The organism is Eupransor demetentiae, from assembly GCF_963930865.1.
GTDB lineage: Bacteria > Bacillota > Bacilli > Lactobacillales > Lactobacillaceae > Eupransor > Eupransor demetentiae.
This window is the reverse complement of sequence record NZ_CAWVOH010000001.1, coordinates 62,560-85,375: the sequence shown is the minus strand read 5'-3', so window position 1 is coordinate 85,375 and position 22,816 is coordinate 62,560. Positions and strand designations below refer to the sequence as shown.

Annotated in this window: 22 protein-coding genes; 2 read left to right on the top strand and 20 right to left on the bottom strand. The window is 47.6% G+C overall.

What is annotated here, in order from left to right; genetic code table 11:
- Positions 1-4: 4 nt before the first annotated feature.
- The 11 genes from leuD to ABSY64_RS00420 all read right to left on the bottom strand — a co-directional run bounded on the left by leuD (position 5) and on the right by ABSY64_RS00420 (position 12,508).
- Positions 5-589 (bottom strand): 3-isopropylmalate dehydratase small subunit, encoded by a 585-nt coding sequence (gene leuD / locus ABSY64_RS00470; RefSeq protein WP_349641102.1) that lies wholly within the window; start codon positions 587-589, stop codon positions 5-7.
- Positions 590-603: 14 nt separating this feature from the next.
- Positions 604-1,971 (bottom strand): 3-isopropylmalate dehydratase large subunit, encoded by a 1,368-nt coding sequence (gene leuC, locus ABSY64_RS00465; protein WP_349641101.1) that lies wholly within the window; start codon positions 1,969-1,971, stop codon positions 604-606.
- 1 nt (position 1,972) lies between these two features.
- The gene (leuB, locus tag ABSY64_RS00460) at positions 1,973-3,028 is read right to left on the bottom strand and encodes a 3-isopropylmalate dehydrogenase (RefSeq protein WP_349641100.1); all 1,056 of its coding nucleotides are present in this window, start codon (positions 3,026-3,028) and stop codon (positions 1,973-1,975) included.
- Positions 3,016-4,194, bottom strand: coding sequence for a 2-isopropylmalate synthase (locus ABSY64_RS00455; protein WP_349641099.1), 1,179 nt, complete (start codon positions 4,192-4,194; stop codon positions 3,016-3,018). Before ABSY64_RS00455 ends, leuB begins: the two co-directional genes overlap by 13 nt.
- A gap of 303 nt (positions 4,195-4,497) precedes the next feature.
- Positions 4,498-4,809, bottom strand: a complete 312-nt coding sequence (locus ABSY64_RS00450; protein ID WP_349641098.1) for a metal-sulfur cluster assembly factor — start codon at positions 4,807-4,809, stop codon at positions 4,498-4,500.
- Positions 4,806-6,236: a Fe-S cluster assembly protein SufB gene (gene sufB, locus ABSY64_RS00445; protein WP_349641097.1), complete on the bottom strand. Its 1,431-nt coding sequence runs from the start codon at positions 6,234-6,236 to the stop codon at positions 4,806-4,808. Before sufB ends, ABSY64_RS00450 begins: the two co-directional genes overlap by 4 nt.
- On the bottom strand, positions 6,226-6,681 hold the full coding sequence (gene sufU / locus ABSY64_RS00440; protein ID WP_349641096.1) for a Fe-S cluster assembly sulfur transfer protein SufU: 456 nt from the start codon (positions 6,679-6,681) through the stop codon (positions 6,226-6,228). Before sufU ends, sufB begins: the two co-directional genes overlap by 11 nt.
- Positions 6,662-7,894: a cysteine desulfurase gene (locus ABSY64_RS00435; protein WP_349641095.1), complete on the bottom strand. Its 1,233-nt coding sequence runs from the start codon at positions 7,892-7,894 to the stop codon at positions 6,662-6,664. The genes sufU and ABSY64_RS00435 overlap by 20 nt, the downstream gene beginning before the upstream one ends.
- Positions 7,884-9,056, bottom strand: a complete 1,173-nt coding sequence (gene sufD / locus ABSY64_RS00430; RefSeq protein WP_349641094.1) for a Fe-S cluster assembly protein SufD — start codon at positions 9,054-9,056, stop codon at positions 7,884-7,886. Before sufD ends, ABSY64_RS00435 begins: the two co-directional genes overlap by 11 nt.
- The gene (gene sufC, locus ABSY64_RS00425) at positions 9,056-9,856 is read right to left on the bottom strand and encodes a Fe-S cluster assembly ATPase SufC (RefSeq protein WP_349641093.1); all 801 of its coding nucleotides are present in this window, start codon (positions 9,854-9,856) and stop codon (positions 9,056-9,058) included. The genes sufD and sufC overlap by 1 nt, the downstream gene beginning before the upstream one ends.
- 117 nt (positions 9,857-9,973) lie before the next feature.
- Positions 9,974-12,508, bottom strand: a complete 2,535-nt coding sequence (locus ABSY64_RS00420) for a M1 family metallopeptidase (protein WP_349641092.1) — start codon at positions 12,506-12,508, stop codon at positions 9,974-9,976.
- A gap of 151 nt (positions 12,509-12,659) precedes the next feature.
- Between ABSY64_RS00420 and ABSY64_RS00415 the strand changes: the two genes are divergently transcribed.
- Positions 12,660-14,768, top strand: a complete 2,109-nt coding sequence (locus ABSY64_RS00415; RefSeq protein WP_349641091.1) for a cation:proton antiporter — start codon at positions 12,660-12,662, stop codon at positions 14,766-14,768.
- A 15-nt stretch (positions 14,769-14,783) separates the two neighbouring features.
- Here ABSY64_RS00415 and ABSY64_RS00410 read toward each other — a convergent pair whose 3' ends face one another.
- The 5 genes from ABSY64_RS00410 to ABSY64_RS00390 form a co-directional block, all read right to left on the bottom strand.
- Positions 14,784-15,377: a DUF1054 family protein gene (locus tag ABSY64_RS00410; protein WP_349641090.1), complete on the bottom strand. Its 594-nt coding sequence runs from the start codon at positions 15,375-15,377 to the stop codon at positions 14,784-14,786.
- Complete coding sequence (locus ABSY64_RS00405) at positions 15,361-16,167, bottom strand: YihY/virulence factor BrkB family protein (RefSeq protein WP_349641089.1); 807 nt, start codon at positions 16,165-16,167, stop codon at positions 15,361-15,363. The genes ABSY64_RS00410 and ABSY64_RS00405 overlap by 17 nt, the downstream gene beginning before the upstream one ends.
- A gap of 119 nt (positions 16,168-16,286) precedes the next feature.
- Positions 16,287-17,648, bottom strand: coding sequence for an FAD-dependent oxidoreductase (locus ABSY64_RS00400; protein ID WP_349641088.1), 1,362 nt, complete (start codon positions 17,646-17,648; stop codon positions 16,287-16,289).
- A gap of 86 nt (positions 17,649-17,734) precedes the next feature.
- Positions 17,735-18,457 (bottom strand): VIT1/CCC1 transporter family protein, encoded by a 723-nt coding sequence (locus ABSY64_RS00395; RefSeq protein ID WP_434063045.1) that lies wholly within the window; start codon positions 18,455-18,457, stop codon positions 17,735-17,737.
- A gap of 13 nt (positions 18,458-18,470) precedes the next feature.
- Positions 18,471-19,151 carry a VIT1/CCC1 transporter family protein gene (locus tag ABSY64_RS00390; RefSeq protein ID WP_349641087.1) on the bottom strand — a complete coding sequence of 227 codons (681 nt, stop codon included), beginning with the start codon at positions 19,149-19,151 and terminating at the stop codon, positions 18,471-18,473.
- Between the two features lie 137 nt (positions 19,152-19,288).
- Between ABSY64_RS00390 and ABSY64_RS00385 the strand changes: the two genes are divergently transcribed.
- Positions 19,289-19,693: a Fur family transcriptional regulator gene (locus ABSY64_RS00385; protein WP_434063044.1), complete on the top strand. Its 405-nt coding sequence runs from the start codon at positions 19,289-19,291 to the stop codon at positions 19,691-19,693.
- A 26-nt stretch (positions 19,694-19,719) separates the two neighbouring features.
- Here the strand turns inward: ABSY64_RS00385 and ABSY64_RS00380 are convergent, their stop codons facing one another.
- The 4 genes from ABSY64_RS00380 to ABSY64_RS00365 are packed head-to-tail and all read right to left on the bottom strand — an operon-like array spanning position 19,720 to position 22,757.
- Positions 19,720-20,154, bottom strand: coding sequence for a hypothetical protein (locus ABSY64_RS00380; protein ID WP_349641086.1), 435 nt, complete (start codon positions 20,152-20,154; stop codon positions 19,720-19,722).
- A complete protein-coding gene (locus ABSY64_RS00375; RefSeq protein WP_349641085.1) occupies positions 20,151-20,444 on the bottom strand; it encodes a hypothetical protein in 294 nt (97 codons plus the stop codon). Before ABSY64_RS00375 ends, ABSY64_RS00380 begins: the two co-directional genes overlap by 4 nt.
- A 1-nt stretch (position 20,445) precedes the next feature.
- Positions 20,446-21,609 (bottom strand): vWA domain-containing protein, encoded by a 1,164-nt coding sequence (locus tag ABSY64_RS00370; protein ID WP_349641084.1) that lies wholly within the window; start codon positions 21,607-21,609, stop codon positions 20,446-20,448.
- Entirely contained in the window at positions 21,609-22,757 is a 1,149-nt protein-coding gene (locus ABSY64_RS00365) for an AAA family ATPase (RefSeq protein WP_349641083.1), read from the bottom strand. Before ABSY64_RS00365 ends, ABSY64_RS00370 begins: the two co-directional genes overlap by 1 nt.
- Positions 22,758-22,816 lie beyond the last annotated feature (59 nt).

The window sequence follows — 22,816 nt, the reverse complement described above, 5'->3', positions numbered from 1 at the left end:
CCTCCTATCCAAAATTGGGGCGCTTTCCTTCAAAAGCACTAATTTCATTTGCAAACTTAAGGGTGTGATCAATGTCGTCTTCGCCCTTAATGAACTTTTCCTTCCACTGTGGGTTAATGTCAAAGTGGAAGACCTGCGTGTTGTAAATCACTTCTTGTTTGGGCAAGTCAATCGTGACGAGTTCGTCTGATTTGACCTGACGTAAAATCTTGCGGTCCTCTTCGGGCAAAACCACCGGCAGCAAGCCATTCTTGGTCGCGTTCATGTAGAAGATATCCGAGAACCCGCCAGCGATGACGGCTTTGAAACCGTAATCTTTCAAGGCCCAAACGGCGTGCTCACGCGATGAACCAGAACCAAAGTCCGTCCCAGTAATCAAAATCGAAGCATCCTTGTGCTCCGGCTTGTTCAAAACGAAGTCGGGATTGGGATCACCATTGGGGAGGTAGCGCCAATCGAAGAAAAGGTACTTACCAAACCCCGTCTTTAAAATGTTTTTCAGAAATTGCTTGGGCAAAATCAAATCGGTATTGATGGTGTTATCCGGGATAACGACCGCGGTTCCGATGGCAGTTGTAAAGGCTTCCATATTTGTGCCCTTTCTTATAATTCAGTGATATCAACGAAGTGGCCGGCAATTCCTGCGGCCGCCACCATGGCTGGTGACGCCAGGTGAGTCCGTGAACCGGCCCCCTGACGACCTTCGAAATTACGGTTTGAAGTCGAAGCGGCATGCATGCCGGCCGGAATCTTATCGGGATTCATGGCCAGGCAAGCGGAACAACCAGGTTCGCGCCATTCACAACCCGCATCCTTGAAGATTTTGGCGATGCCGGTTTTCTCGGCCTTGTTCCGGATAGCCCGGGAACCGGGAACAATCCAGGCGGTGATGTTGGGGGCTAAGTGTTTGCCCTTCATCATCTTGGCTGCTTCTTCCAAGTCTTCGTAGCGTGCATTGGTACATGAACCGATAAAGAGGTAATCGATTGGGATTTCCTCAGCATGCATACCAGGGCGAAGGCCGATGTAATCGTAGGCTGCCTGGTCGTTACCATCCTTAATTTCAGGTGTAACCGCGTCGACTGGCATGGCCATTCCGGGGTTGGTTCCCCAGGTAATCATCGGCTTAAGGTCCGTGACGTCAAAGGTCAAAACCTTGTCGAAGGCTTCTTCGTCATCGGTATAGAACTGCTTCCAGTATTCGATGGCGGCATCCATATCTTTAGGAGCATGTTCACGGCCGGTAACGTAGTCAAAAGTGGTTTGGTCGGGTTTGAACATTCCCGTCTTTGATCCCGCTTCGATTGACATGTTACACATGGTCATGCGGGCTTCCATTGATAAATCAGCGACCCCGGGGCCAAAGAATTCAATCGCATAGCCGTTTCCAAAGGAAACGCCGTACTTGGCAATGATGGCCATGATGATATCCTTAGCGGATGTGTTTTTGGGCAGCTTACCGGAAATCTTAATGCCCATCGTCTTGGGCTTCACCTGCCAGATGGTTTGCGTTGCTAAAACGTGTTCAACTTCCGAAGTTCCGATTCCAAAACCAATTGCGCCAAAGGCGCCGTGTGTTGCGGTGTGGGAGTCACCACAGACAATCACTTTGGCCGGTTGCGTCAAGCCTCGTTCAGGGCCGACAATGTGGACAATTCCTTGTTTGTCATCCCCAATCGAAGCTAGCGGAACACCGAATTCCTTACAGTTCTTTTCCAAAGCCTGCATCTGCAAACGCGACATCTGGTCTTGCACGTTGAAAATATCTTTGGTGGGCACGTTGTGGTCCATCGTGGCAAAAGTTAAATCAGGGCGGCGAACCTTACGATGTGCTGTGCGAAGGCCATCGAAAGGCTGCGGCGAGGTAACTTCGTGGACGAGGTGTAAATCGACATAAAGTAGCTGGGGTTCCCCCACCTCACCGGCAATGACGTGGCTTTCCCAAATTTTGTCAAAGAGTGTCTTACTCATGTTATGACTCCTTAATACTTGCAATCATGGCTGCAACAATGTCTTGCGTTTTGGCGCTACCACCCATATCGGGGGTAACTGTTCCCGCTGCGGTAACTGTGGCAATGGCCTGGCGCATTTCAGCAGCCATGGCTTTTTCCTGGAAGGAATTTTCCACCATCATCGCTACCGTGTTGACCATGGAGAAGGGGTTGGCGATGCCCTGACCGGCGATATCGGGAGCAGAACCGTGAATTGGTTCGTAGAGGTTCGGACCATCTGCGCCAATTGACATCGATGGGATTTGACCAATTGAACCGGTAATTTGTGCGGCTTCGTCGGATAAAATGTCACCAAACAGGTTCGGAGTAATGACGACATCGAAATCCGTTGGCCGAGCAACGATGCCCATCGCCATGGCATCAACGTAGCGATAATCCACCGCAACATCAGCGAAATCCTTGGCGATTTCTTCTGCTCTTGCCCGCCACAATTTTGAAGTGGCGAGGACGTTGGACTTGTCGACGATGGTAACTTTCTTACGTCGCTGCTGGGCCATCTGGAAACCTACTCGCATAATGCGTTCGACTTCGTCCTTACTGTAGTAAATCGTATCGATGGCATCCTTTTCGCGGAGTTCCCGAGGCTTACCGAAGTAAGCACCAGAAGTTAATTCGCGGACAATCACGAAATCCGTGCCTTTAACGATTTCGGCTTTCAAGGGTGAGCGGTCAATCTGGCTCTCGACTACGGTCGTCGGCCGGATGTTAGCAAAAAGTCCAAGGGCCGAACGAATCTCGAGCAAACCAGTTTCGGGTCGCCGGGGCGCGTCGTCCCATTTGGGACCACCAATCGATGACAGTAGAATGGCATCGGCTTGCTTAGCCGTTTCAACCGTACTTGCTGGTAAGGGATCTCCCGCTCGGTCGATGCCGTCGCCACCAAAGGGTAAATCTTCTAATTCATATTTGAAATCATACTTTGGCGCAATCGCTTCTAAAACTTGCAGGGCCGCAGTCATAATTTCCGGTCCAATATAGTCGCCCTTGAGGACGGCGATTTTTTTTACATCACCCATTGACTATCAACCGCCTTTTCTACGTGAAATTGTCGCATCATGTCACAGAGCTGTTCGTCTGAAACTAAGCTATGCTCTTCGGCAATCGCCTTGAACTTTGGAAAAATATGGATCATGTCACACTTGCTTACTTCGTAACCAAGCTCACTAAGCTTGCTCATCACGGCGTGGGAACCAGAAAGCTTTCCCAGCGGCAGTGAAGCATGGGCCCCAACCATATCTGGTGAAAGAATTTCATAAGTGGCTGGATTCTTCAGATAGCCATCCTGGTGAATCCCCGATTCATGGGCGAAGGCGTTGCGTCCGGTCACAGCCTTGTTCGGTTGAATTGGCATTTCCGCCATCTGTGAAATCGCTGTAGCAACCTTCATCGACTGGGCCAAATCGATATCCGTTTCAACCTGGAACTTATCTTGGCGAACCTTAAGGGCCACCGCCGCTTCAATCAGGTCAACGTTTCCAGCGCGTTCCCCCATCCCATTGATGGTTCCCTGAATTTCAGTAGCGCCATGGGCCACTCCGGCAAGGGCGTTGGCGTTGGCCATGCCCAAATCGTTGTGAGTGTGGGTTGACCAACCGATTTGATCATAGTTGGGGATTTCCTTTTGGAAGAAATCGAAGAGGGCCCCGTATTCATCCGGGGTCGAATAACCGACTGTGTCGGGGATGTTAATCATGGTTGCGCCGGCATCAATTGCCGTTTGAATGGCTTCAATTAGGAAATCAGGTTCGGTACGAGTCGCATCTTCTGGTGAGAAAATCACATCATCGATAAACTGTTTTGTGTAAGTTACGTCGGCCTTGATCTTTTCAATGACCTCAGCCTTGGTCATATGTAGTTTGGCTTCGCGATGAATCGGTGAAGTTGCAATGAAAATATGGATGCCGCGGTGGGCAGCGTCCTTGGTTGCCTCAATTGCTGCATCAATGTCGCGGCGTACCAGACGCGCCAAACCGACAATTTTTGACTGTTTAATGGTGCGAGCAATCTGAGAAACAGCATCGAAGTCCTTGTTCGAAGCCGCCGGGAAACCGGCTTCAATCGCTGAAACGCCATAAGCTTCAAGTGCTTGGGCAATGCGGACCTTTTCATCGGTTGTAAAGTTCACGCCAATGGTTTGTTCCCCATCTCGTAGGGTTGTGTCGTAAAATGTAATTTTTCTCATTTTTAAATCTCCTCAAGTAATAAAAAAAGCGGACTAATCAAATTGACTAGTCCGCTTGAAAATACTCAAACTTTAATGACCAGCCATTCTTGGGTTCGCCCCTAATGGCCAGTCTTAAAACTCAGCTCATTAGGGGTTGCCCAACAAGCTGATCAAAACAGCATGAATTGAAGAAGTTGACATCATAGTGGTTTGCTTCATGCGTTTCATCATCGTATTTTCTCCTCTCGAATAATTATTATGTGTTAATTCTAATATTTAACTCATTTATTGTCAAGGATTAAATTATTTAATTTTAATTTTTCACACCAAGCCCAAAGACATCTTGGCAAAATCAGTCATGCGATCAATCGTCCATGCTGGTTCCCAGGCTAATTCAACCGAAGTTGTTTTGACCCCTGGAACAATCTTTAAGGCATCCTTGACCATGTTTTCGATGGTGTCCATGATTGGGCAGCCTAGCATGGTCAAAGTCATGTTAATGGTTGCCTCGCCCTCACTGTCCAAATCGACCCAGTTAATAAAACCAAGGTTAACGATGTCGACCTGCAGCTCCGGGTCAACCACGGAAGTGAGGGCATCCATAATTTCTTTTTCTTTTGCTTGATCTTTCATCCAACAGAACCTACCATTTCAAATTTCATTAGTCGGTTCAATTCTACCGCATATTCCATCGGAAGTTCTTTGGTAAATGGTTCGATGAAGCCCATAACAATCATTTCCGTCGCCTTTTCAGCCGAAATACCACGGGTCATCAAGTAATAGAGCTGTTCTTCAGAAACACGGGAAACCTTCGCCTCGTGCTCCATGGAAACATTGCCGTTCAAAATAGTGTTGTAGGGAATGGTATCTGCCGAGGACTGGTCATCAACCAAAATGGTGTCACATTCAACGTGGGCAAAGGAACCATCCGAGTCACGACCAAACTTGACCGTCCCACGATAATCCGTCGAACCGCCATCGTGGGCGATTGACTTGGAAATAATGGAAGAAGAAGTCTTCTTAGCGTTATGAATCATCTTGGCCCCGGAATCGAGGTTAACACCCTTTCCAGCCACCGCGATAGAAAGCATGGTCCCACGGGCCCCCTCGCCTTCCAAATAAACGGAAGGATACTTCATCGTAGTCTTGGAACCAAAGTTCCCATCGACCCATTCCATGGTGGCATTTTCATGGGCAGCTGCTCGCTTAGTTTCCAAAGAGTAAACGTTGTTCGACCAGTTTTGAATGGTCGTGTAACGACAGTAGCCATCTTTTTTAACGATAACTTCAACAACGGCAGCGTGAAGGGAATCGCCCGAATACATGGGAGCTGAACAACCTTCAACATAATCGACGTGGGCGCCTTCATCAACGATGATCAAAGTTCGTTCGAACTGCCCTTCGTTTTCCGTGTTAATTCGGAAATAGGACTGAATTGGCGTTGTAACGTGAACGCCCTTTGGTACGTAAATAAAGGTCCCGCCGGACCAGGCTGCAGAGTTCAGGGCCGCCAATTTATTATTGGAAGGCTTCACCAAGGAACCAAAGTATTCCTTAACCAATTCCGGATACTCCTGCACGGCCGTATCGGTATCAGTAAAGACAATCCCTGTCTTGGCAAATTCTTCCTTCATGCGGTGATAAACCACTTCTGATTCGTACTGGGCAGATGAACCGGCCAACCACTTACGTTCGGCTTCCGGCACACCCAAGCGTTCAAAAGTATCCTTCAGTTCCTGGGGAACATCATCCCAGTCACGGTACTTTTCATTGGTTGGCTTGTTGTAGTAGTAGATATCGTCAAAGTCGATGCCGGACAAATCCGGTCCCCACTCTTGCATGGGCATATCCAAGTAGGTTTGGTAGGCCTGCAAGCGGAAATCTAACATCCACTGAGGTTCGTTTTTCTTAGCTGAAATCTTACGAATAATATCTTCGTTGATCCCACGGCCCGTTGAAAAGACGGCCTTGTAGTCATCTTGAAAACCATGTTCGTATTCCTTATCAGCGGCAATGGCGGCTCGGGTTTTCTCCAGGGCCTCTTTACGATCAATTTCCATGCTGACCTCCTTGATCTTGCTTACTTAAAATTTCATCGAGCGCGTGCCAGGGTAAAGTGGCGCACTTAATTCGGGTAGGAAACTGCTTCACACCAGCCAAGAGTTGGGCATCCCCCAAGTCATCGCTAGCGGCGTTTTCCGTCGTTAACATTTCTGAAAATTCATGGCTAATCTTTTTGGCTTGCGCCAAACTTTGTCCAGCCAGGATATCGGTCATCATGGAAGCCGAAGCTTTACAAATCGCACAACCATCACCATCAAAAGCGAGTTCTGCCAGCTTATCGCCGTCAAATTTCACGCCGAGCTGGATGATATCGCCGCAGGAAGGGTTGTACTTTTTAGCCTGATCCGACCAAGTTTCGTCCAAGAGATGAAAATGGTGGGGATGCCGGCCGTAATCCATAATGACTTGCCGGTATAGATTATCAAGTCCTGGAATTGTCATCGTTGAAAAACTCCTTTGCTGCTTGCACCGCAGCGATTAAACGTTGGACATCTTCCATGTCATTGTATAGGTAAAAAGAAGCACGGACGGTTGCCGATACGTCCAAATACTGCATCAAGGGTTGGGCACAGTGGTGTCCTGCGCGGACTTCAACGCCATACTGGTCCAAAACCGTCGACAGATCATGGGGATGAACACCTGTCAAATTGAAGGAAAGCACCCCCACTCGTTCTGCGGGATTCGTTGGTCCGTAGATGGTCAAACCTTCAATTTTTGACAGGCCCTTCTGAGCTGCTTCAATCAAAGTCCCCATTTCCTTTTGCAAACGGTCAAAACCATAATCCTGCAAGTAGTCAATGGCGGCCCCTAAACCAATCGCGCCGGCAATGTTTGGCGTACCGGCTTCGAAAAGTTCCGGCAGTGGCTGGAAGGTTGATTCATACAGGCCGACGGCCTCAATCATTTCGCCGCCATACTGGGCGGGTGGCATTTCTTCCAACAATTCACGCTTGCCATACAGCACGCCAATGCCAGTGGGTCCCAGCATCTTGTGCCCGGAAAAGGCATAAAAATCAGCATCCAAAGCCTGCACATCAAGGGGGATGTGCGGCGCAGCTTGAGCACCATCGACAACGACAACCGCCCCAACTTCGTGGGCCAATGCCGTCACTTCCTGAATTGGATTAACGGTACCCAAGACGTTGGAAACGTGGTTGATGGCCACAATTTTCGTCTTTTCGTTCAAAAGTTCGGCCAACTTAACCAAGTCAACCTGGCCCTTTTCCGTCAAATCAGCATAGCGCAACTTCGCGCCAGTTTGCTTGGCCACAATTTGCCAAGGCACCAAGTTGGAATGGTGTTCAGCATAAGTCAAAACAATTTCATCACCTGGCTGCAAGTGACTTCCACCATAAGATTGCGCCACCCAGTTGAGGGATTCTGTCGTGCCACGGGTAAACAAAATCGTTTCTCGCTCAGCAGCATTCAAGAAGCCCTTAACCTTATCGCGAGCAGCCTCGTAGGCATCCGTTGCCCGCATGGACAAAGTGTAGAGGCCGCGGTGAACGTTGGCATTATCCTGCTCATAGTAGGCCTTCAAGCTTTCCAAAACAGCCTTGGGCTTCTGCGAAGTCGCCGCCGAATCCAAATAAACCATTGGCTGGCCATTAATTTTTTCTTGTAAAATGGGGAATTCTTCCCGGTTACTTTTCATAAGACAATTTCTCTTCAATTAATTCAATCAAAGCTTCTTGGGCACTGGCTGTCGGCAACTTGGTCAAGATTTCACCAACGAAACCACGGATAACCAGCTTACGGGCCACCCTTTCAGGCAAACCACGGCTCATTAAGTAGTAGAGTTGATCAGCATCAACCCGGCCAACCGAAGCAGCGTGCCCGGCCGTAACATCGTTTTCATCAATCAACAACAAGGGGTTCGCTTCCCCACGACCGCGCTTTGACAACATCAAAACGCGCGATTCTTGCTGGGCATCCGAGCCCTTAGCGCCCTTGATAATTCGGCCAATCCCGTTAAAGACCAAGGCCGAAGAGTTCAAGATAATCCCACGCTGGAAAATATGACCAACCGTGTGGCGGCCGAGGTTTTCGATTTCCGTAACAAAGCCAGCAACCTGCTTACGGTTGGTAAAGGCGGCGACGTCGCTTTGACTTGCTGACCCGTTGCCAATCAAATTCGTGGACAAACGGCTAATGGTGTTGCCGTTGTTGAAGGCTGCATTAACCCAGTCAACCCGACTGTCGTTGCCCACCTGTGCTTGGCGGTTAATAAAGGACTGCGTGCCCTGGTTGAGGGAATCCAAGTTGGCATAAGTCACTTTGGCCCCACGCTGCGTCAAAACTTCAACAACCAAGGAAAGCTTACTCTTTTCTTCGCCGACGGAACGCAAGTGCTGCATAATTTTAAATTCACTATCCTGACCAGCCAAGACCAAGATACGGGCAATTTGGTCCTTATCGGACAAGTGATCCAAGGACAGTTCAATCACGGGTTCAATGGTCAAACCCGCGGGAACGTAAAGCAAAATCCCCGTTTGATTTTCCCAATAATTTTGGGCAGACAGACGGTCGGCATCGGGTGCCACGACCTTCCCCAAAACGGAAGCCACCAAGTCCGGATGCTTTTGCTTGGCTTCCACCAAGTTTTCCACCACTAAACCGGCTTCCTGCAAGTCCTTGGGGACTTTAATAAAAGGCGTACTGCTACCCGCTACTTCGATTCCTAAGCTTTCTTCATGCTTGAAGTAGGGCTTTTCGGCAGTAAAATCACTGGGCTGGTTATCTTCCAAACCCCAGGGTTGGTAGCGCACCTTATCGAAACGAGGCCAGTCAAGTTGACTGTAATTCGACTTATCCATCACTGGCCTCCCTTCGTTCCATCAGCATCCTCATCCGTCAGGACAATATCGAGTCCTAATTCATCACGTAAACCAGCATAACCTTCGGCTTCCAACTTCTTGGCCAATTCTGGTCCACCAGTCTTAACGACGCGGCCGCCCATCATCACGTGGACAAAGTCAGGCACGATGTAATCCAACAAACGCTGGTAGTGGGTAATCATCAAAGTGGCAAAATTAGCACCCCGCATGCTGTTTACGCCGCGGGAAACCACCTTCAAAGCATCGATATCCAAACCAGAATCGATTTCATCCAAGATGGCGATTTGCGGCTTAATCATCATCATTTGTAGAATTTCGTTACGCTTCTTTTCCCCACCTGAGAAACCTTCGTTGAGGTAGCGGCCGGCCATTTCCTTACTCATGGAAAGGAATTCGCGTTTCTCGTCCAAGTCCTTGATGAAAGTCATCAAGTCAATTTGATCATCCTCTGGACGGCGGGCGTTAACGGCGGCGCGCATAAATTCGGCGTTGGTAACTCCCTGAATTTCAGAGGGGTACTGCATGGCCAAGAAAAGGCCAGCACGGGCGCGTTCGTCAACGGTCATATCGGCCAAGTCCTTGCCATCCAACAAAATCCGCCCCTGCGTAATTGTATAGGCAGGATGGCCCATGATGGCTTGGGACAAGGTCGACTTTCCAGTTCCGTTCGGTCCCATGATGGCGTGCATTTCACCGGTATTAACGGTCAAATTCACCCCTTTCAGGATTTCCTTATTGGCGACGCTTACGTGTAAATCTTCGATTTTCAATGTTGTCATGGCTTTCATCCTCAGCTTAATAAATTATGATAGATATCTCATTTTATCTTAATCAAGCGCAAAAATAAAGCAAAATAAAAAGCAATCCAACGGATTGCTTTTGTGATATTTGTAATTTTATTGTGCCAAGATAGCCAAAGCAGCTTCGACGGCTGACTTCTGTTGGCTTTCGACTGCAACTCGTGAAGCGATGATATCGATATCCATCGTAATTTCACGAGATAAACCAGGTTGGTCAATCTTGTCAGCAAAGAAGTCCTTAAACTCTCGCAAACGTGCTTCCGTGTGGAAGATGCGCGAAATAACCGTAACGTAGGATGAGAACTCCATGTCACCGCCGAGCTTTTCTTCCAACCATGACCACTGGTCACGCAACCAGGTCCAGGCCAATTCCTGGCCAGCGGGATTCTTCAAGACGCCGGCAAACCAGCCACGCAAATCTTGAGGCTTGATATAATCAGCATTCTGGAAGTGCTCGACCAATTCCTTGAGTTGTGCTTCCTTAGGACTAGCGGTCAAAGCGGTACGCAAGTCGTTCTTCAGACTGGCGTTGGAAGTTTGACGATAGGCCTGCCACAAAGTTTGGAAAGTCTCATCCGAGTTGAAGTTCTTGATTTCGTTGAGCAAAATCGTTGTACGACCATCGGCAGGCAGCTTCGTAACGTCACCCTTAACTGCTTCGAACTTTTCGTGAGCGGGGTTAAGGACCAATGGGTTTTCACCGTAAAGACCAGCTGACAAAACAACGGGACGAATCAAACGGTCATCCGTCGTGTCACTGTCCTCAGCATCCCAGCCCAAACGAGCAATTTGCTCTTCAGACAAGTGGTTGACCACCAACTTCAACCAGCTTTCGGCCTGGCTCTTAGGGTCAACAAAGTTTTTCAAGCCCGCAACAATTTGGTAAACCAAATCATTAACCAAGGCCGAACGCTTTTCAGCTAGCTTAGGCAGGAGCCAAATCAAATCGGCGTAAGAAATCACACCGGCTTGAGCCTGCAAAAGGTTGTCTTGCAAAACTTGAGCCTGACTAATGGCATCCATTGAATCCAAGTCGCCCAAGACATCGGCCAACAATTCTTGATCATACTTGACGATGTAGTGACCGGCGTTGCCGACGTTCAAACGAACTGCCCCTTGCCCAGCAGCCTTGATTTCGTCATAATCACCCAAATCAAGCTTTTCTTCGGATAGCAAAGCGGGCAAATCAGCACGGTTGGCCTTCAAAGGCACCTGCCACAAACGCTTTTTGCCATCCTTAGGGCCAATGTTGAATTGTTCCTGGCTGGCAATCAAGTGACCATCTTCGAGTTGGAGCTTAACGATTGGGTAACCGCCCTGCTCCAACCATGTCTTCATGATGGCTCCAATGTCTTGACCTGAAGCTTCGCCCAAGGCAGCCCAGAGGTCATCGCCGGAAGCATTGCTGTACTTCATTTTGGCAAAGTAGTTCTTCAAGCCAGTGCGCAAGGCGTTATCGCCAATCAAAGAACGGACCATGACTAGCAAACGTGCTCCCTTGGCATAGACGATGGCTGGATCAAACAAGGCATCGATTTCTTCGGGATGCTGAACTTCTACGTGCACGGGTTGAACACCCTTGATGGCATCACGCTTCAAGGCTGCCTGCACATCCCCAGCGTTAAAGCTTTCCCAGATGTGCCAGTCGGGTTCCAAAGCATCCACGGCGACGAATTCCATCATGTTAGCGAAAGATTCATTCAACCAGAGCTCATCCCACCACTTCATCGTGACCAAATCACCGAACCACTGGTGGGCCAATTCGTGGGTAATCACCGTTGCAACCGTCTGCTTGACGGCCAAAGCAGTGTTATCAGGGTCAACTAGCAAATAAGCTTCGCGGTAAGTGACAATTCCCCAGTTTTCCATGGCACCCGCTGAGAAATCAGGTAGCGCCACTTGCCAGGAATGAGGCAATGGATATGGAGTTTGGTAGTAATCTTCGTAGAAATCGATGGCACGGGTGGCAATGTCGAGGGCAAAGTCCAAATCCCTAGCGGGATGGGCCTTAGTTGCAAAAACACCAACTTCAACGCCAGACTTGGTCTTGGCCTTCTTGGCTTGCATATCGCCAAGGGCAAAGGCAACCAAGTAAGTGGACATCTTAACCGTTTCTTGGAAATAGTGCACACCATCAACAACCTTTTCTTCCGGCATGTTGGCAATCACCGTTTCACCAGGTTGTTCATCCCACTTGATGGCCAAGGAGAAAGTTGCCTTAGCAGCAGGTTCGTCGACACCTGGGAAGGCTTGACGAGCAAAGTAGGTTTCAAATTGAGTGCTGACCAACTGCTTTTGTTGGCCATCAACTTGATAGTAAGAAGGATAAATACCGTTCATGTTATCCGTCAATGGGGCATGGTACTTAACCGTAATTTCGCTTTCGCCCGCAGCAGGCAAAGTGAAGTAGAAAAGGTCCTTGTCGTTGTCCATTGTAAAGGCCAAGTCTTGACCGGCAACTTGAACGGATTCAATCACCAAGTCATGTTGGTGCAAAGCGATGTCGGCTTGCTTTGCTTGACCTTGAATCTTAGTTTCACCCTTAATGGTTTTATTTTGACGATTAATATCCAAATACAAATCGTAATGTTGTGGTTTAAATGTCTCTAAGAGACGGGGAATCGAAGTCATACGCTACCATCCTTTTCCAATCATTTATCTATAGTATAAACGTTTATCATAGCAAAATTAAAGCTTTTTCATTTTAATTCACAAGCCGCTAAATTGCCCCCTCCGAACTTTCCCTCTATAATAATGATAGAAAATTAGAAAAGAGTTTTGCATGTCTGCTTTAACCATTATTGCCCTGCTTGTCAGTGGCGTTATTATTGCCAATATTTCCAAATCATTCTTTCCAAATTTCCCCAATGCTTTTACTTTAATTGGATTGGGGATCGTGATGTCTTTCATCCCCTCCCTAGAACATTTTAGCTTGGAACCAGAATATTTCATGTTGCTGATTCTAGCGCCCATCATGTTCATGGATGGCCAAGAAGAAAGCCTGCTGTCAATTAAATCCCACTTCAGGGTTATTATAGAGCTTTCCGTGACCTTAGCCATCTTCACCGCTATCTTGGTTGGATTGTTAACGAATCGAATTGAAGAAAAGTGGACCCTACCACTATCAATCGCCCTTGCTGCTATTGTCGTACCAACTGATGCAGTGGCTGTTAAATCAATTACCTCTAACTTGGCCATGCCCAAAGGGGTTAACAAAGCCCTCGGTTTGGAATCGCTCTTTAACGATGCAACCGGCCTGGTTTTGCTTGACTTTGCTTTGACAGTCATCCCAGTGGGATCTTTCACCTGGCAAACTAGTCTTGCAGGCATCGGGAAGTTTCTAATCGTTGCTGGTGGCGGAGTTTTGGTCGGCATCATTTTGTCGGTATTAATTATCCAAATTCGCTTTCAGCTAAACATGCACATCAATAACCCACAAACAACCACGATTCCCATCAACATTATGACGCCATTCGTAATCTTTTTGGTGGCTGAACATATGGGCTTTTCAGGAATCTTGGCCGTAGTTGCTGCGGGTATCGTGCACAATTGGGAAGGCAACCGAATGCGTCTGGCCGCCACCGAAGTCCGAATTGTTACTCAAAATATCTGGGAAACTCTAACAAGTATCCTTAATGAAGTGGTCTTTCTAATCTTAGGAATCTCGCTGCCTTCCGTTTGGCAAGATATGCAAAATCTAGGCTGGGAAAACGACTGGAAGTTATTTGCTCTCAGTTTGGCCATTTACACAACCATGGTCGTCGTCCGTTACCTCTGGGTCCGCCTCGAAAATTCGGAACACATGGTGGCCTTCTTCGGTAAGGACCGCAGTTCGGAAGTCAATTTCAACGCGAAAGTCTTTGGGATTAGCGGCGTTCATGGAACTGTGACGCTGGCCATGGCCTTCTCCTTGCCAACTAAAATCAACGGAGAAACCTTCATCTACCGTACCGACTTGATTATCATTGCCAGCATGGTCATCTTAATTTCTATGGTGATGGCTTCCGTAATTTTACCCAAGATGTTACCGGTCAGTGAACAATCCTATACCGAAGAAGAATTGGACAACGCTCGTGAACAGATGGTTGATTTTGCTACCCTAAAAGTTCAACAAAACATCCCTGATCGTGCCGTTCGCGAAAGTTTGGTTTCTGAACTCTTTTCGCAAAAGATGTCCAATCAACGGATTGACGAAGCCGAACAAAGCAAAGCCTTTCCAGTAGAAGCTCAGAAGGTGGCCGATTTTATCAGTGATTTTTTGATTACGGACGCAATTGTCGACCGATACTCGCCACTGGTTATTACTCGCTACGGCCAAATGATTGAACGCTCGCCTTTGTCGGCTAATTGGCACGAACATCCCCTTCAACATTTTTACCGTCGTCTCCAGCACAGCTATCGCCGCTTCCTTCTTAAGCTTGGTCTGCGTCGCTTCCTGCACGGCCATCGCGGTGATAGACTCAAGAAGCAATTCGAAAATAATCCGACTTATAAGGAAAAATATCAGCAGTTCAAGGATTTCCACGAAGCCCTCTTAGCCTTAAACCAGGACGTGATGAAGGCTGCTGATCAATTCCTAAACGAAGAACTTCAGGATCGCCTAGACAACAACAACGTGAATAATACTGATATTTATATGGCCCGCCGTAGCATGGACCAACTCTTCCAGTACGTTGAACGTAAGAACCACTCACAGGTGGTTAAAATTCCCAATAATATATTCGTTCAGGTCTTCCAGTATGAATATGATTATGTTCAAGATGCCTATCAGCATAAAGCCATCAAGAGTGGTGTGGCTAACACCCTTTTCAACGAAATTAGTCAGGCCCAGTCACTCCAGATGATGCAGAGTCACGATGACGAATTAATGGTCGAAGAAAAAGCCCCTTAAGAGGGGCTTTTTTATTTAACGTAATTTTTCATAAAGCGGTAAAAGAGTTCGCAGCGCTTGCAACAAATCTTCTTCCAGTGCCGGCGTACCGAAGAGATCACTATCCTTATCAACCTTCAGCCCAATTAGGACTTCGCTTGCTTTAACCTTAACGTAGCGTTCCACCATGGCGTCGTAGTTTGGCAAGTCTTGGTTTTCATTGACCATGTGATTACCCGACAAGGTGTAATCGCTTGGCAAAGCAGCGACTGCCTGACTCAAATCGACCAACTTAGCGCCAATTTCAGGTAGAGCCTTGGGCTTCATGTTTTCTTCAATAGCCAAGTAAAAATAAAGATTATCTTCCCACAAACCTAGCTCAAAGTGGGGCATCATCTTATAACCACGCTTGTTGGGCGCAAAGGCCACCCAGGTATTGTCAGGAGCATAAGTCTTGCGCATCCGGTGCTTGGCCACGTGAGCATACCAGTCCTGGCCATCCTCTTTTAAGATGGGCAAAGCCTTTTCCGCAAACTCCTCAAATTTCGGATCAATAATCTTGCGGATTTTATCCATACGACCATCTAAAGTCGGGTCTTGAAACACGTCAAAATCACTCTTGGTAAACATCGGCTTTCTCCTTTATCTCTTTGTCAAAGCTGGCTAACCAGTTAATGGTAATATACCCGACCACCAGAATTGTGGCAATCAAATTCAACCAGATCAAGAAAACAATGATGGATGAAATCGACTGGTAAAAGCCGTAACGGCCAACCTGTAACTTGGCATACCAGGCAAAAACCTTGTTCAAGCCCGAGAGCAAGAGCAATTCAAAACCAGAACCCAAAGCAACGTAGCGTAACTTAGTCCGCGCTTCTCGTGTGGGCAGCATGAAGTTTAGCATCATCAACAGTAGCCAAAGGCCGGCCACAATCAGCCAGTGGGTTTGGCGGGCCCAGAAATCAACAACCGGTCCCAAATAAAGATTATGCACGACCACGTTCAAAACGTTCCCGACAATGGTCAAACCGACAAAAGCTGCCAGGGTCATCACCAACCAGAGGAAGGACCAAGCCCGCGTCAACATGCTGGAACCACGTTCCTCAACACCGGAAACTTCATTAAAGGTACGACGCAAGACAGCAATAACACGTGAAATGGCCCAGATAATAAAGATAATTGAAAAGGACAAGTAAGATTTATTATCCGCACGGAAAACCGACTGGATAACCGGTTCCATAATTTGACTAATGCTTGCTGGCAAAATCTGCATCAAATTGTTCATTACACTGTCGCCATTCACTTGAAAAAGCGAGAGCAAGACCGTGGCTGCAATCAAAGTTGGAAAAAGAGTCAGCAAAGTATAGTAAGCAAAGGCTGGCCCAACCACTGATAGCTGTGCACGATTAAAGTAAGTCATCAAGGCCTCAAAGTGAGCAGCCTTCCATATTTTCTTCCAAAATAAAACCAGATTCTCTTTCATAACATTTCTATTATGGCAGAAAATCTGGAATACTGTACTTATTTTTTTAATTTGTCTTAAACGCTAGGGGTTTCGCCCAAAGCAGTTTGAGCAGCCAAGTTCAAAACTGACCACTGACGATCAAAACCAGGCTGGAAGAAGAAGTCGGCTTCGACCAAGTCTTCCAAAGTCATCTTAGCCTTGATGGCCAAGGCAATCGTGTTAGCGTGAGCCGTCACGTCTGCCTTTGACAAAATCTGGCCACCCAAGATGCGGTGACTGTCAGGGTTGAAGACCAACTTTACCCATACTTCAGGGTTACCGTTAGTAACGAAAGTAGGACGAACCGTTGCATGGTACAAACTTGAGGCAGTCTTCAAGTTCATCTTTTCGGCATTGTTGGCATTGACACCAGTTGTGGCCAACTTGTAGTCAAAAACCGTCAAAGCAGATGAACCGTTAACGCCGGCAAATGGGCGAGCAGGTTCCTTCATGGCCATCGTTTCAACAACGTAGCGGGCTTCGCGGCGAGCAGTTGAGGCCAAGGCGATTGGCGCTGGCTGTTCTGCTGGGGCAAAGAGTGGCAAAATGGCATCCCCAATTGCGTAAACATCCTTAGCAGAAGTACGCAAATATGGATCAGTCTTGATGAAGCCACGTTGGTCAAGGTCAACCTTGCCAGCCAACCAGCTCGTGTTTGGACGAACACCGGCAGCCACAATGACAAGGTCAGCAGACAATTCTTGTCCGTCATCAGTTTGAACCATTTCGACCTTGTCGTTTCCCTTAAAGGCAGCGACCGTGTGGCCCAAGTTCAAAGTAATACCCTTACCAGTAACTTCATCAGCAATCTTGTCTGCCAATTCTTGGTCAAGGTAGTTTCCCAAAGGACGGTTAATCATGTCAATAATCGTGACATTCTTGCCAGTCTTGTTGAAGACTTCAGCCGCTTCCATTCCGATGTAACCCGTTCCAACAACGACCACGTTACGAACAGTGCTGTCGTGCAACTTAGCGTGAATCTTCGTTGCCCAGTCACGACCGCGCATCATGTAAACATTTTCCAATTCCATTCCAGGAACAGGCAAGTTCGCTGGTGTTACACCAGATGACAAAATCAACTTATCGTAAGTATCTTCAAAAGTCTTACCAGACATCAAGTCCTTAACCGTCACTTGGTGCTTGTCAGCATCAATGTCCATGACCTGGTGGTTAGCCAAAACTTTTCCACCCAGCTTTTCAACATCTTCAGCCTTGAAGTTACGCACGTCATCGCGATCGGTAACGTCGCCTTCCAAGTAAAGTTGCATACCACAGGACATGAAGGAGATGAAATCACCTGCTTCATAAACCGTGACTTCGTTACCTTCGTAACGGGTTAAAGCTTCAACCGCTGATTCGTGACCACCGTGAGAAGCACCGACAATAACAATTTTCATGACAAATCCTCCGTTCTTTCTGCCTTCATTATAGATTATTTAAAGTAATAATGCACTATTTTTCACAATATTTCAAGTAGACCAAATTAGAAAAACATACCAATTCCGTAGTGAATTGCGATGGTAACAACACCAATTAAGATGTTACGAACAATGGCACGGCCAACCAATCCATTCGATAATTTAGCGGATAACAAACCGGTAATTCCGACCGCAACAACCGTGGCCATAATGGTAGCGAAGAACTGGTAGGCCGTTGGCGCCAAAACTAGAGCCAATAGTGGCAAAAGTCCACCAAGTGAAGCTGAGAAGAGTGAGGCCCAGGCTGCCTGCCATGGGTTCATGTAGTGTCCCAAGGTCATGTCGTACTTAATGCTCAAGATAGTGGCCAAAGGCTTCTTGTTCATCAATTCTTCGGCAATTGCTTCGGAAGTCGAAACGGTTACCCCACGCTCAACGTAATGGTCGACGACAACCTGGTACTGTTCAGGATAGTTGGTCTTGAGCAGCTCTTCTTCTTTTTTAACCACCACTTTTTCACTATCTGATTGCGCTGAAACTGAGGCGTATTCACCAGAAGCCATTGAAAGGGCGCAGGCCATCAAATCGGCAAGCGCTGCAATCATGATGGTAAAGCGGTTTGGTGTGGCTGCAGCCACAGAAAAGACCACGCCGACAACGGTTAGAATCCCGTCGTTAGAACCCAGCACTCCGGCACGGATGGAGTTCAAACGTTCATCGATGGTTTGCTGGTCTTTGGGACTGGCTTCTTTTGCGCGGTTATTTTTTTTACTAAGCATCATTAACATTTAACTTCCCTCCTTAGCGGAACAGTGAACCAATAAAGTAAGTGACCAACATGGTGAAAATTCCAGCCGTAACGTTACGCAACATTGAGTGGCGCTTATCGGCCCCGTTTAGACGAGCCGCAAAGTAACCGGTCATCGCCAAAGCAACCAGAACCGCTAAGAAAGTTGCCGCTTCACGGATTGCCTGAGGTGAAAAGGCCATGGCTGCCATGGGGAGCAAAGAGCCCAAGGGGAAGGAAATGAAAGAAGCAATGGCGGCACTGTAGGCGGACAAAACGGAATTTGGGGAGAAGCCGTAACGTTCACGCACCGTTGTTACCAAAGGATCCTTGGTCATCATTTCGCGGGTAGCTTGTTCAGCCAATTCCTGGGAAATTCCCACTTCATGATACTTTTCGGCAACGAAATCAAATTCGCTCTGGTAGTTATCCTTCAAGGCTTTCGTTTGAATGTTTTGTACTTTCTTTTGCGCGTCGTGCTGAGAGGAAACGGAAACATATTCCCCCATCGCCATAGACACCATCCCGGCCAAGGTTCCAGCAAAGCCGGCTAGAAGGATAGCACCGGTGTTACTCGTGGCACCGGCCACACCTAAGATGATTCCGGAGACGGAAAGAATTCCGTCGTTACCACCCATGACTCCGGCACGGATGATATTGTTTTTTTCCATTAAGTTTTGATCTTTATCTGCCATAACGCATCTCCGTTTAGAATTATTCCAAACAAAAGTATAAGGCATTCTAATCTAAAAGTCTAGTAAATTAGAATAGTTCTAAAATGTTTTTTTATGTGTTATACTGTCCTTATCCTGTGATAGCTGGAGGTTACATTATGGATGATAAAGTACGTACACTCTTACAAGAGCATGGTTTAAAGGCCACGCAACAGCGCCTGACCCTACTCGATTATTTGATGACCCATGAAACGCACCCCACGGCGGAAATGATTCATGCTGACTTGCCTGACATTTCTTTGGCCACAATTTACAATACTTTGGAAAAGTTGGTGGAAGTTGACTTGGTTGTGATCATCGAGGGTCTGGCCGACGGTAAGCGTCACTACGACTTCTTCGCCGAACCCCACTATCACATCATTGATACGGATACGAGCGAAATTATCGATGCCAATAACTTCGATCCCCGTCCGCTCATGCAGGCGGCACGGAAAGCATCCGGTCTCAACATCACGGGTTATCACATTGAATTGTACGGTGTTGAACCAAAAGATAAAAAATAAAAACCATCCCTCTTGGGATGGTTTTTTTAGTTATTCGTATACACAGTAGCAAAGGGATCTTTCATCAACTGCTTCATCGCTTGGTAGTTATCCGAAGTCAAAAAGTGGTCCAATTCGGCTTGGCTTTCCCAGAAAGTCCAGTACATACCCTGTGCCTTACCACGCGGGTCAAAGGCCAAAACACCATGGTCATTGGCCAAATCAATCAAGGATGACTCGACATCGTCTTGGTAGCCAAAATCAACTTGGTAAATGTGCTTACCAGCCAATTGCTTGCCGGCTTTTCCCAATTCATAAACAATTGGTTCCTTGAATTGCCCCTGAAACTTTTCAGGATTCAAAAGCAAAACGTTAGTTTGGCCAGGCTTTTCCAAGATGAAGAACTCGTCAGGCGCTTGGCGCTTTAAGGCATTCAGTTCTTCAAGGGACTGCGTAACGGCTAGGACAAGTTCGATTTTCATAAATAAGGCTCCTTTAACTTCTTGATTATGTCGTTGCTTAAATAGGATTGGAAGGCTGCAATGAAGGCCTGAACCTGACTAAAGGATTGCAGGTCGAAAGCAGGATAGTCATCGTCCGCTGCACTCAAACGCTTGGCAAAGGCAATGTCGGCCAGACTAATCCACTGATTGGTGCGCGGATAGTCCAGCAAAACCTGACTCCAATCATTTTTCAAGAGTGCTTCGGCGCGGCGAAAACGTTCATCTTTATGGGCCAAAGAACGCAAATCTTCAGGATTTAAGGCCGTCATATCAATCCTCCATCTTCAATTGGCGCCCAAAGGGTTGCTTCAAAGACAGCCCTTGATCACCAGTTAAGACCCAGTATACCCTTTGATAGCCAAAATTGTTAATCTGCTTTTCCCCCTGGCCATCGGTAAAAATAATCGCAACGGTCCCTGATAGCTGGGCATGCTGGTTTTTTAGTTCATCAAAAATCGCTTGAAAATTAGTGCCACCAGCTGCTTGTCGGCGCCAAATTTTCAGATTTTGAATCGGTGAAACGGCGCTATCAAAGGCGTAAAAATGTAGCCGACCTTGAATCTGCCCTTGGATTTGCTGGCACCAGGCTAAGAAGCGGGCAACGGCATCATTTGGAATTGAAGCCGACTGATCAACGAAAATCCAAACTTCTTTTTCCTGCTGAGCCAATTGCCCCGGTAAATCTAGGCGGTAAGGCTGCCGACGATTAAAGCGGGCCCGCGAGGACTTGGGTAGGACGGGTTGATTGGAAAGCGCCTGTGACAGTATACGGCGCCAATTATTATGAGCTACCAGGGCAGCCTGCAAGGCCCGCATGACCTGGGCGGGCACTTGCCCCCGACCAGCCCGGCGAGCATCTTCTTGCGCTTGCTGCAAAATATTTTTCAAGGCTGCTTGGGCTTCGACCATGGCCCCTGCCGCAGATTCCCAGGACTTTGAATTATCGATCTTAGGATCACGCATCTTGGGATTTTCAGCCAGTAAGTCCTCGAAAGCCTGAACATAGTAGGCCGAATCCTGATTTTCAGCTAACAATTTTTTATAATCGGCTAAAATCGTAGCCAGGGTAACGGCGTCCGGTAAGGGGCCCAAGGCTGGAATCAAATACTGGTTAACCGTCACATCGGTTCCAAACTGAATCGCTCGTGGATCCGCCTTACTTTCAGCATAGCGGATGGGATGCTGCCAAATAAGGTGTAGCGCTTCGTGAGCCAGGGCCTGAGCAAAATTATCAGCACTTGGAAAATCATTCCGAATGAGGTCAGGATTTAGGCGTAGTTGCCAGGCATGGTCCTGCCAGTACAAGGCCAACGGTACTTTTTGATTGGAATCGTACTGGCGGTTCAGTTGCATGATGACCGAACCGTACAAAGGCGCGGTATCGAGCAAGTTCTTAATGGCTAGCGTTAAGTTGTCTTCAAATTTATCGGTCATTAATGGGTAGCAATATCCATAATTTGCTGGTACAAAACGTTGGCATGGTGCTGGTCAGACTGATACAAGTCGTCAAGAACGGGGTCGTTAACCAACTGTTGGACAACGGCATACTGGCTATCGGGGGCCAGCATTTGCAGGAGTTGACTATAACGAGCCGCATTACTGTCCTTGGTAATGTCCGCCGTCTTAATCAAGGACTTCATGACCGTCATTTTTTGAATTTCACTCAGTGACCTAAATTGTTGGGCCACCTTTTTAGGGACTTTATTGCCAGCTGGTTGGCTGTCAAAAATATCCTCGGCCGTCATGACCACGGTGTTTTCATTTAAGAACGCCACTAGGAGGCTGGCCGCTGCTTGGCCAAGGTCGCCCGCAACCAGATCGTACAACAGGGCATCCTGCTCTTTGGCTGGTAAGTGCTTAAGCTGACGGTAATTATCCGAAACACGCTGCCAGGCACGGGGAGTTGGGTCCAAATCACCTGAGCGTTGTTCTGGGTAAAGCATGTTGGCGTTTCCGGCAATAAAACGACGAATTAAGGGATCAATATGCACGGGTTCGCCCGTTGCCGCCCAAGCCAACCAGTCCGTCACCGCAACCTTCATCACCAAACGGGTCGTACGATCCTTGATGGCCGAATCGGCAGCTTGTACCGCATACTGATCCTCTTCAAAACCAGACATGGTGTCATCCGGATTTTCCGCCAAAACTAGGTAAACATTATCCGGCAAAACGATATCATTAATTTGCCGCTGCAAAACCAAGTTCATGAGCTCAGCTTGTACCGCCTGATTACCACGATTAAATTCGTCTAAAAACCAGATGATGGGCCGTTCCGGTTCTTTTTCTGCCGCCGTAATAATATCAATTAAGGTATGATTATAGCCAAACTTTACGTCGGCCAAGCGGCCATAGTGTTTGGTATCAACCATATCTTGCTGATTCAGTGGAGGAATAGGCAGCGCCAAGTCACCCTTTTCCGACAATGAAACCACCGTCGTCACTAATTTAGCCTGCATTTGCTGCGCTATATCAGCAACTAGAGCAGACTTTCCAACCCCGGCTTCCCCGACGATGTTCGGGACGTTACCGGCCTTCAAAACCACCGGAACCAATTCTTTTAATTGTGCATAAGATAAAGCCATTGCGACCCCTTTCACCTTCATTCTACCGCAAGCAGGACTAACAAAAAAAGACCTCCAAC

Bases quoted from the DNA above. Each gene is read 5' to 3' on its own strand.
- leuD (WP_349641102.1), bottom strand. From the start codon at position 589: ATGGAAGCCTTTACAACTGCCATCGGAACCGCGGTCGTTATCCCGGAT.
- leuC (WP_349641101.1), bottom strand. From the start codon at position 1,971: ATGAGTAAGACACTCTTTGACAAAATTTGGGAAAGCCACGTCATTGCC.
- leuB (WP_349641100.1), bottom strand. From the start codon at position 3,028: ATGGGTGATGTAAAAAAAATCGCCGTCCTCAAGGGCGACTATATTGGA.
- ABSY64_RS00455 (WP_349641099.1), bottom strand. From the start codon at position 4,194: ATGAGAAAAATTACATTTTACGACACAACCCTACGAGATGGGGAACAA.
- ABSY64_RS00450 (WP_349641098.1), bottom strand. From the start codon at position 4,809: ATGAAAGATCAAGCAAAAGAAAAAGAAATTATGGATGCCCTCACTTCC.
- sufB (WP_349641097.1), bottom strand. From the start codon at position 6,236: ATGGAAATTGATCGTAAAGAGGCCCTGGAGAAAACCCGAGCCGCCATT.
- sufU (WP_349641096.1), bottom strand. From the start codon at position 6,681: ATGACAATTCCAGGACTTGATAATCTATACCGGCAAGTCATTATGGAT.
- ABSY64_RS00435 (WP_349641095.1), bottom strand. From the start codon at position 7,894: ATGAAAAGTAACCGGGAAGAATTCCCCATTTTACAAGAAAAAATTAAT.
- sufD (WP_349641094.1), bottom strand. From the start codon at position 9,056: ATGGATAAGTCGAATTACAGTCAACTTGACTGGCCTCGTTTCGATAAG.
- sufC (WP_349641093.1), bottom strand. From the start codon at position 9,856: ATGACAACATTGAAAATCGAAGATTTACACGTAAGCGTCGCCAATAAG.
- ABSY64_RS00420 (WP_349641092.1), bottom strand. From the start codon at position 12,508: ATGACTTCGATTCCCCGTCTCTTAGAGACATTTAAACCACAACATTAC.
- ABSY64_RS00415 (WP_349641091.1), top strand. From the start codon at position 12,660: ATGTCTGCTTTAACCATTATTGCCCTGCTTGTCAGTGGCGTTATTATT.
- ABSY64_RS00410 (WP_349641090.1), bottom strand. From the start codon at position 15,377: ATGTTTACCAAGAGTGATTTTGACGTGTTTCAAGACCCGACTTTAGAT.
- ABSY64_RS00405 (WP_349641089.1), bottom strand. From the start codon at position 16,167: ATGACTTACTTTAATCGTGCACAGCTATCAGTGGTTGGGCCAGCCTTT.
- ABSY64_RS00400 (WP_349641088.1), bottom strand. From the start codon at position 17,648: ATGAAAATTGTTATTGTCGGTGCTTCTCACGGTGGTCACGAATCAGCG.
- ABSY64_RS00395 (WP_434063045.1), bottom strand. From the start codon at position 18,457: ATGTTAATGATGCTTAGTAAAAAAAATAACCGCGCAAAAGAAGCCAGT.
- ABSY64_RS00390 (WP_349641087.1), bottom strand. From the start codon at position 19,151: ATGGCAGATAAAGATCAAAACTTAATGGAAAAAAACAATATCATCCGT.
- ABSY64_RS00385 (WP_434063044.1), top strand. From the start codon at position 19,289: ATGGATGATAAAGTACGTACACTCTTACAAGAGCATGGTTTAAAGGCC.
- ABSY64_RS00380 (WP_349641086.1), bottom strand. From the start codon at position 20,154: ATGAAAATCGAACTTGTCCTAGCCGTTACGCAGTCCCTTGAAGAACTG.
- ABSY64_RS00375 (WP_349641085.1), bottom strand. From the start codon at position 20,444: ATGACGGCCTTAAATCCTGAAGATTTGCGTTCTTTGGCCCATAAAGAT.
- ABSY64_RS00370 (WP_349641084.1), bottom strand. From the start codon at position 21,609: ATGACCGATAAATTTGAAGACAACTTAACGCTAGCCATTAAGAACTTG.
- ABSY64_RS00365 (WP_349641083.1), bottom strand. From the start codon at position 22,757: ATGGCTTTATCTTATGCACAATTAAAAGAATTGGTTCCGGTGGTTTTG.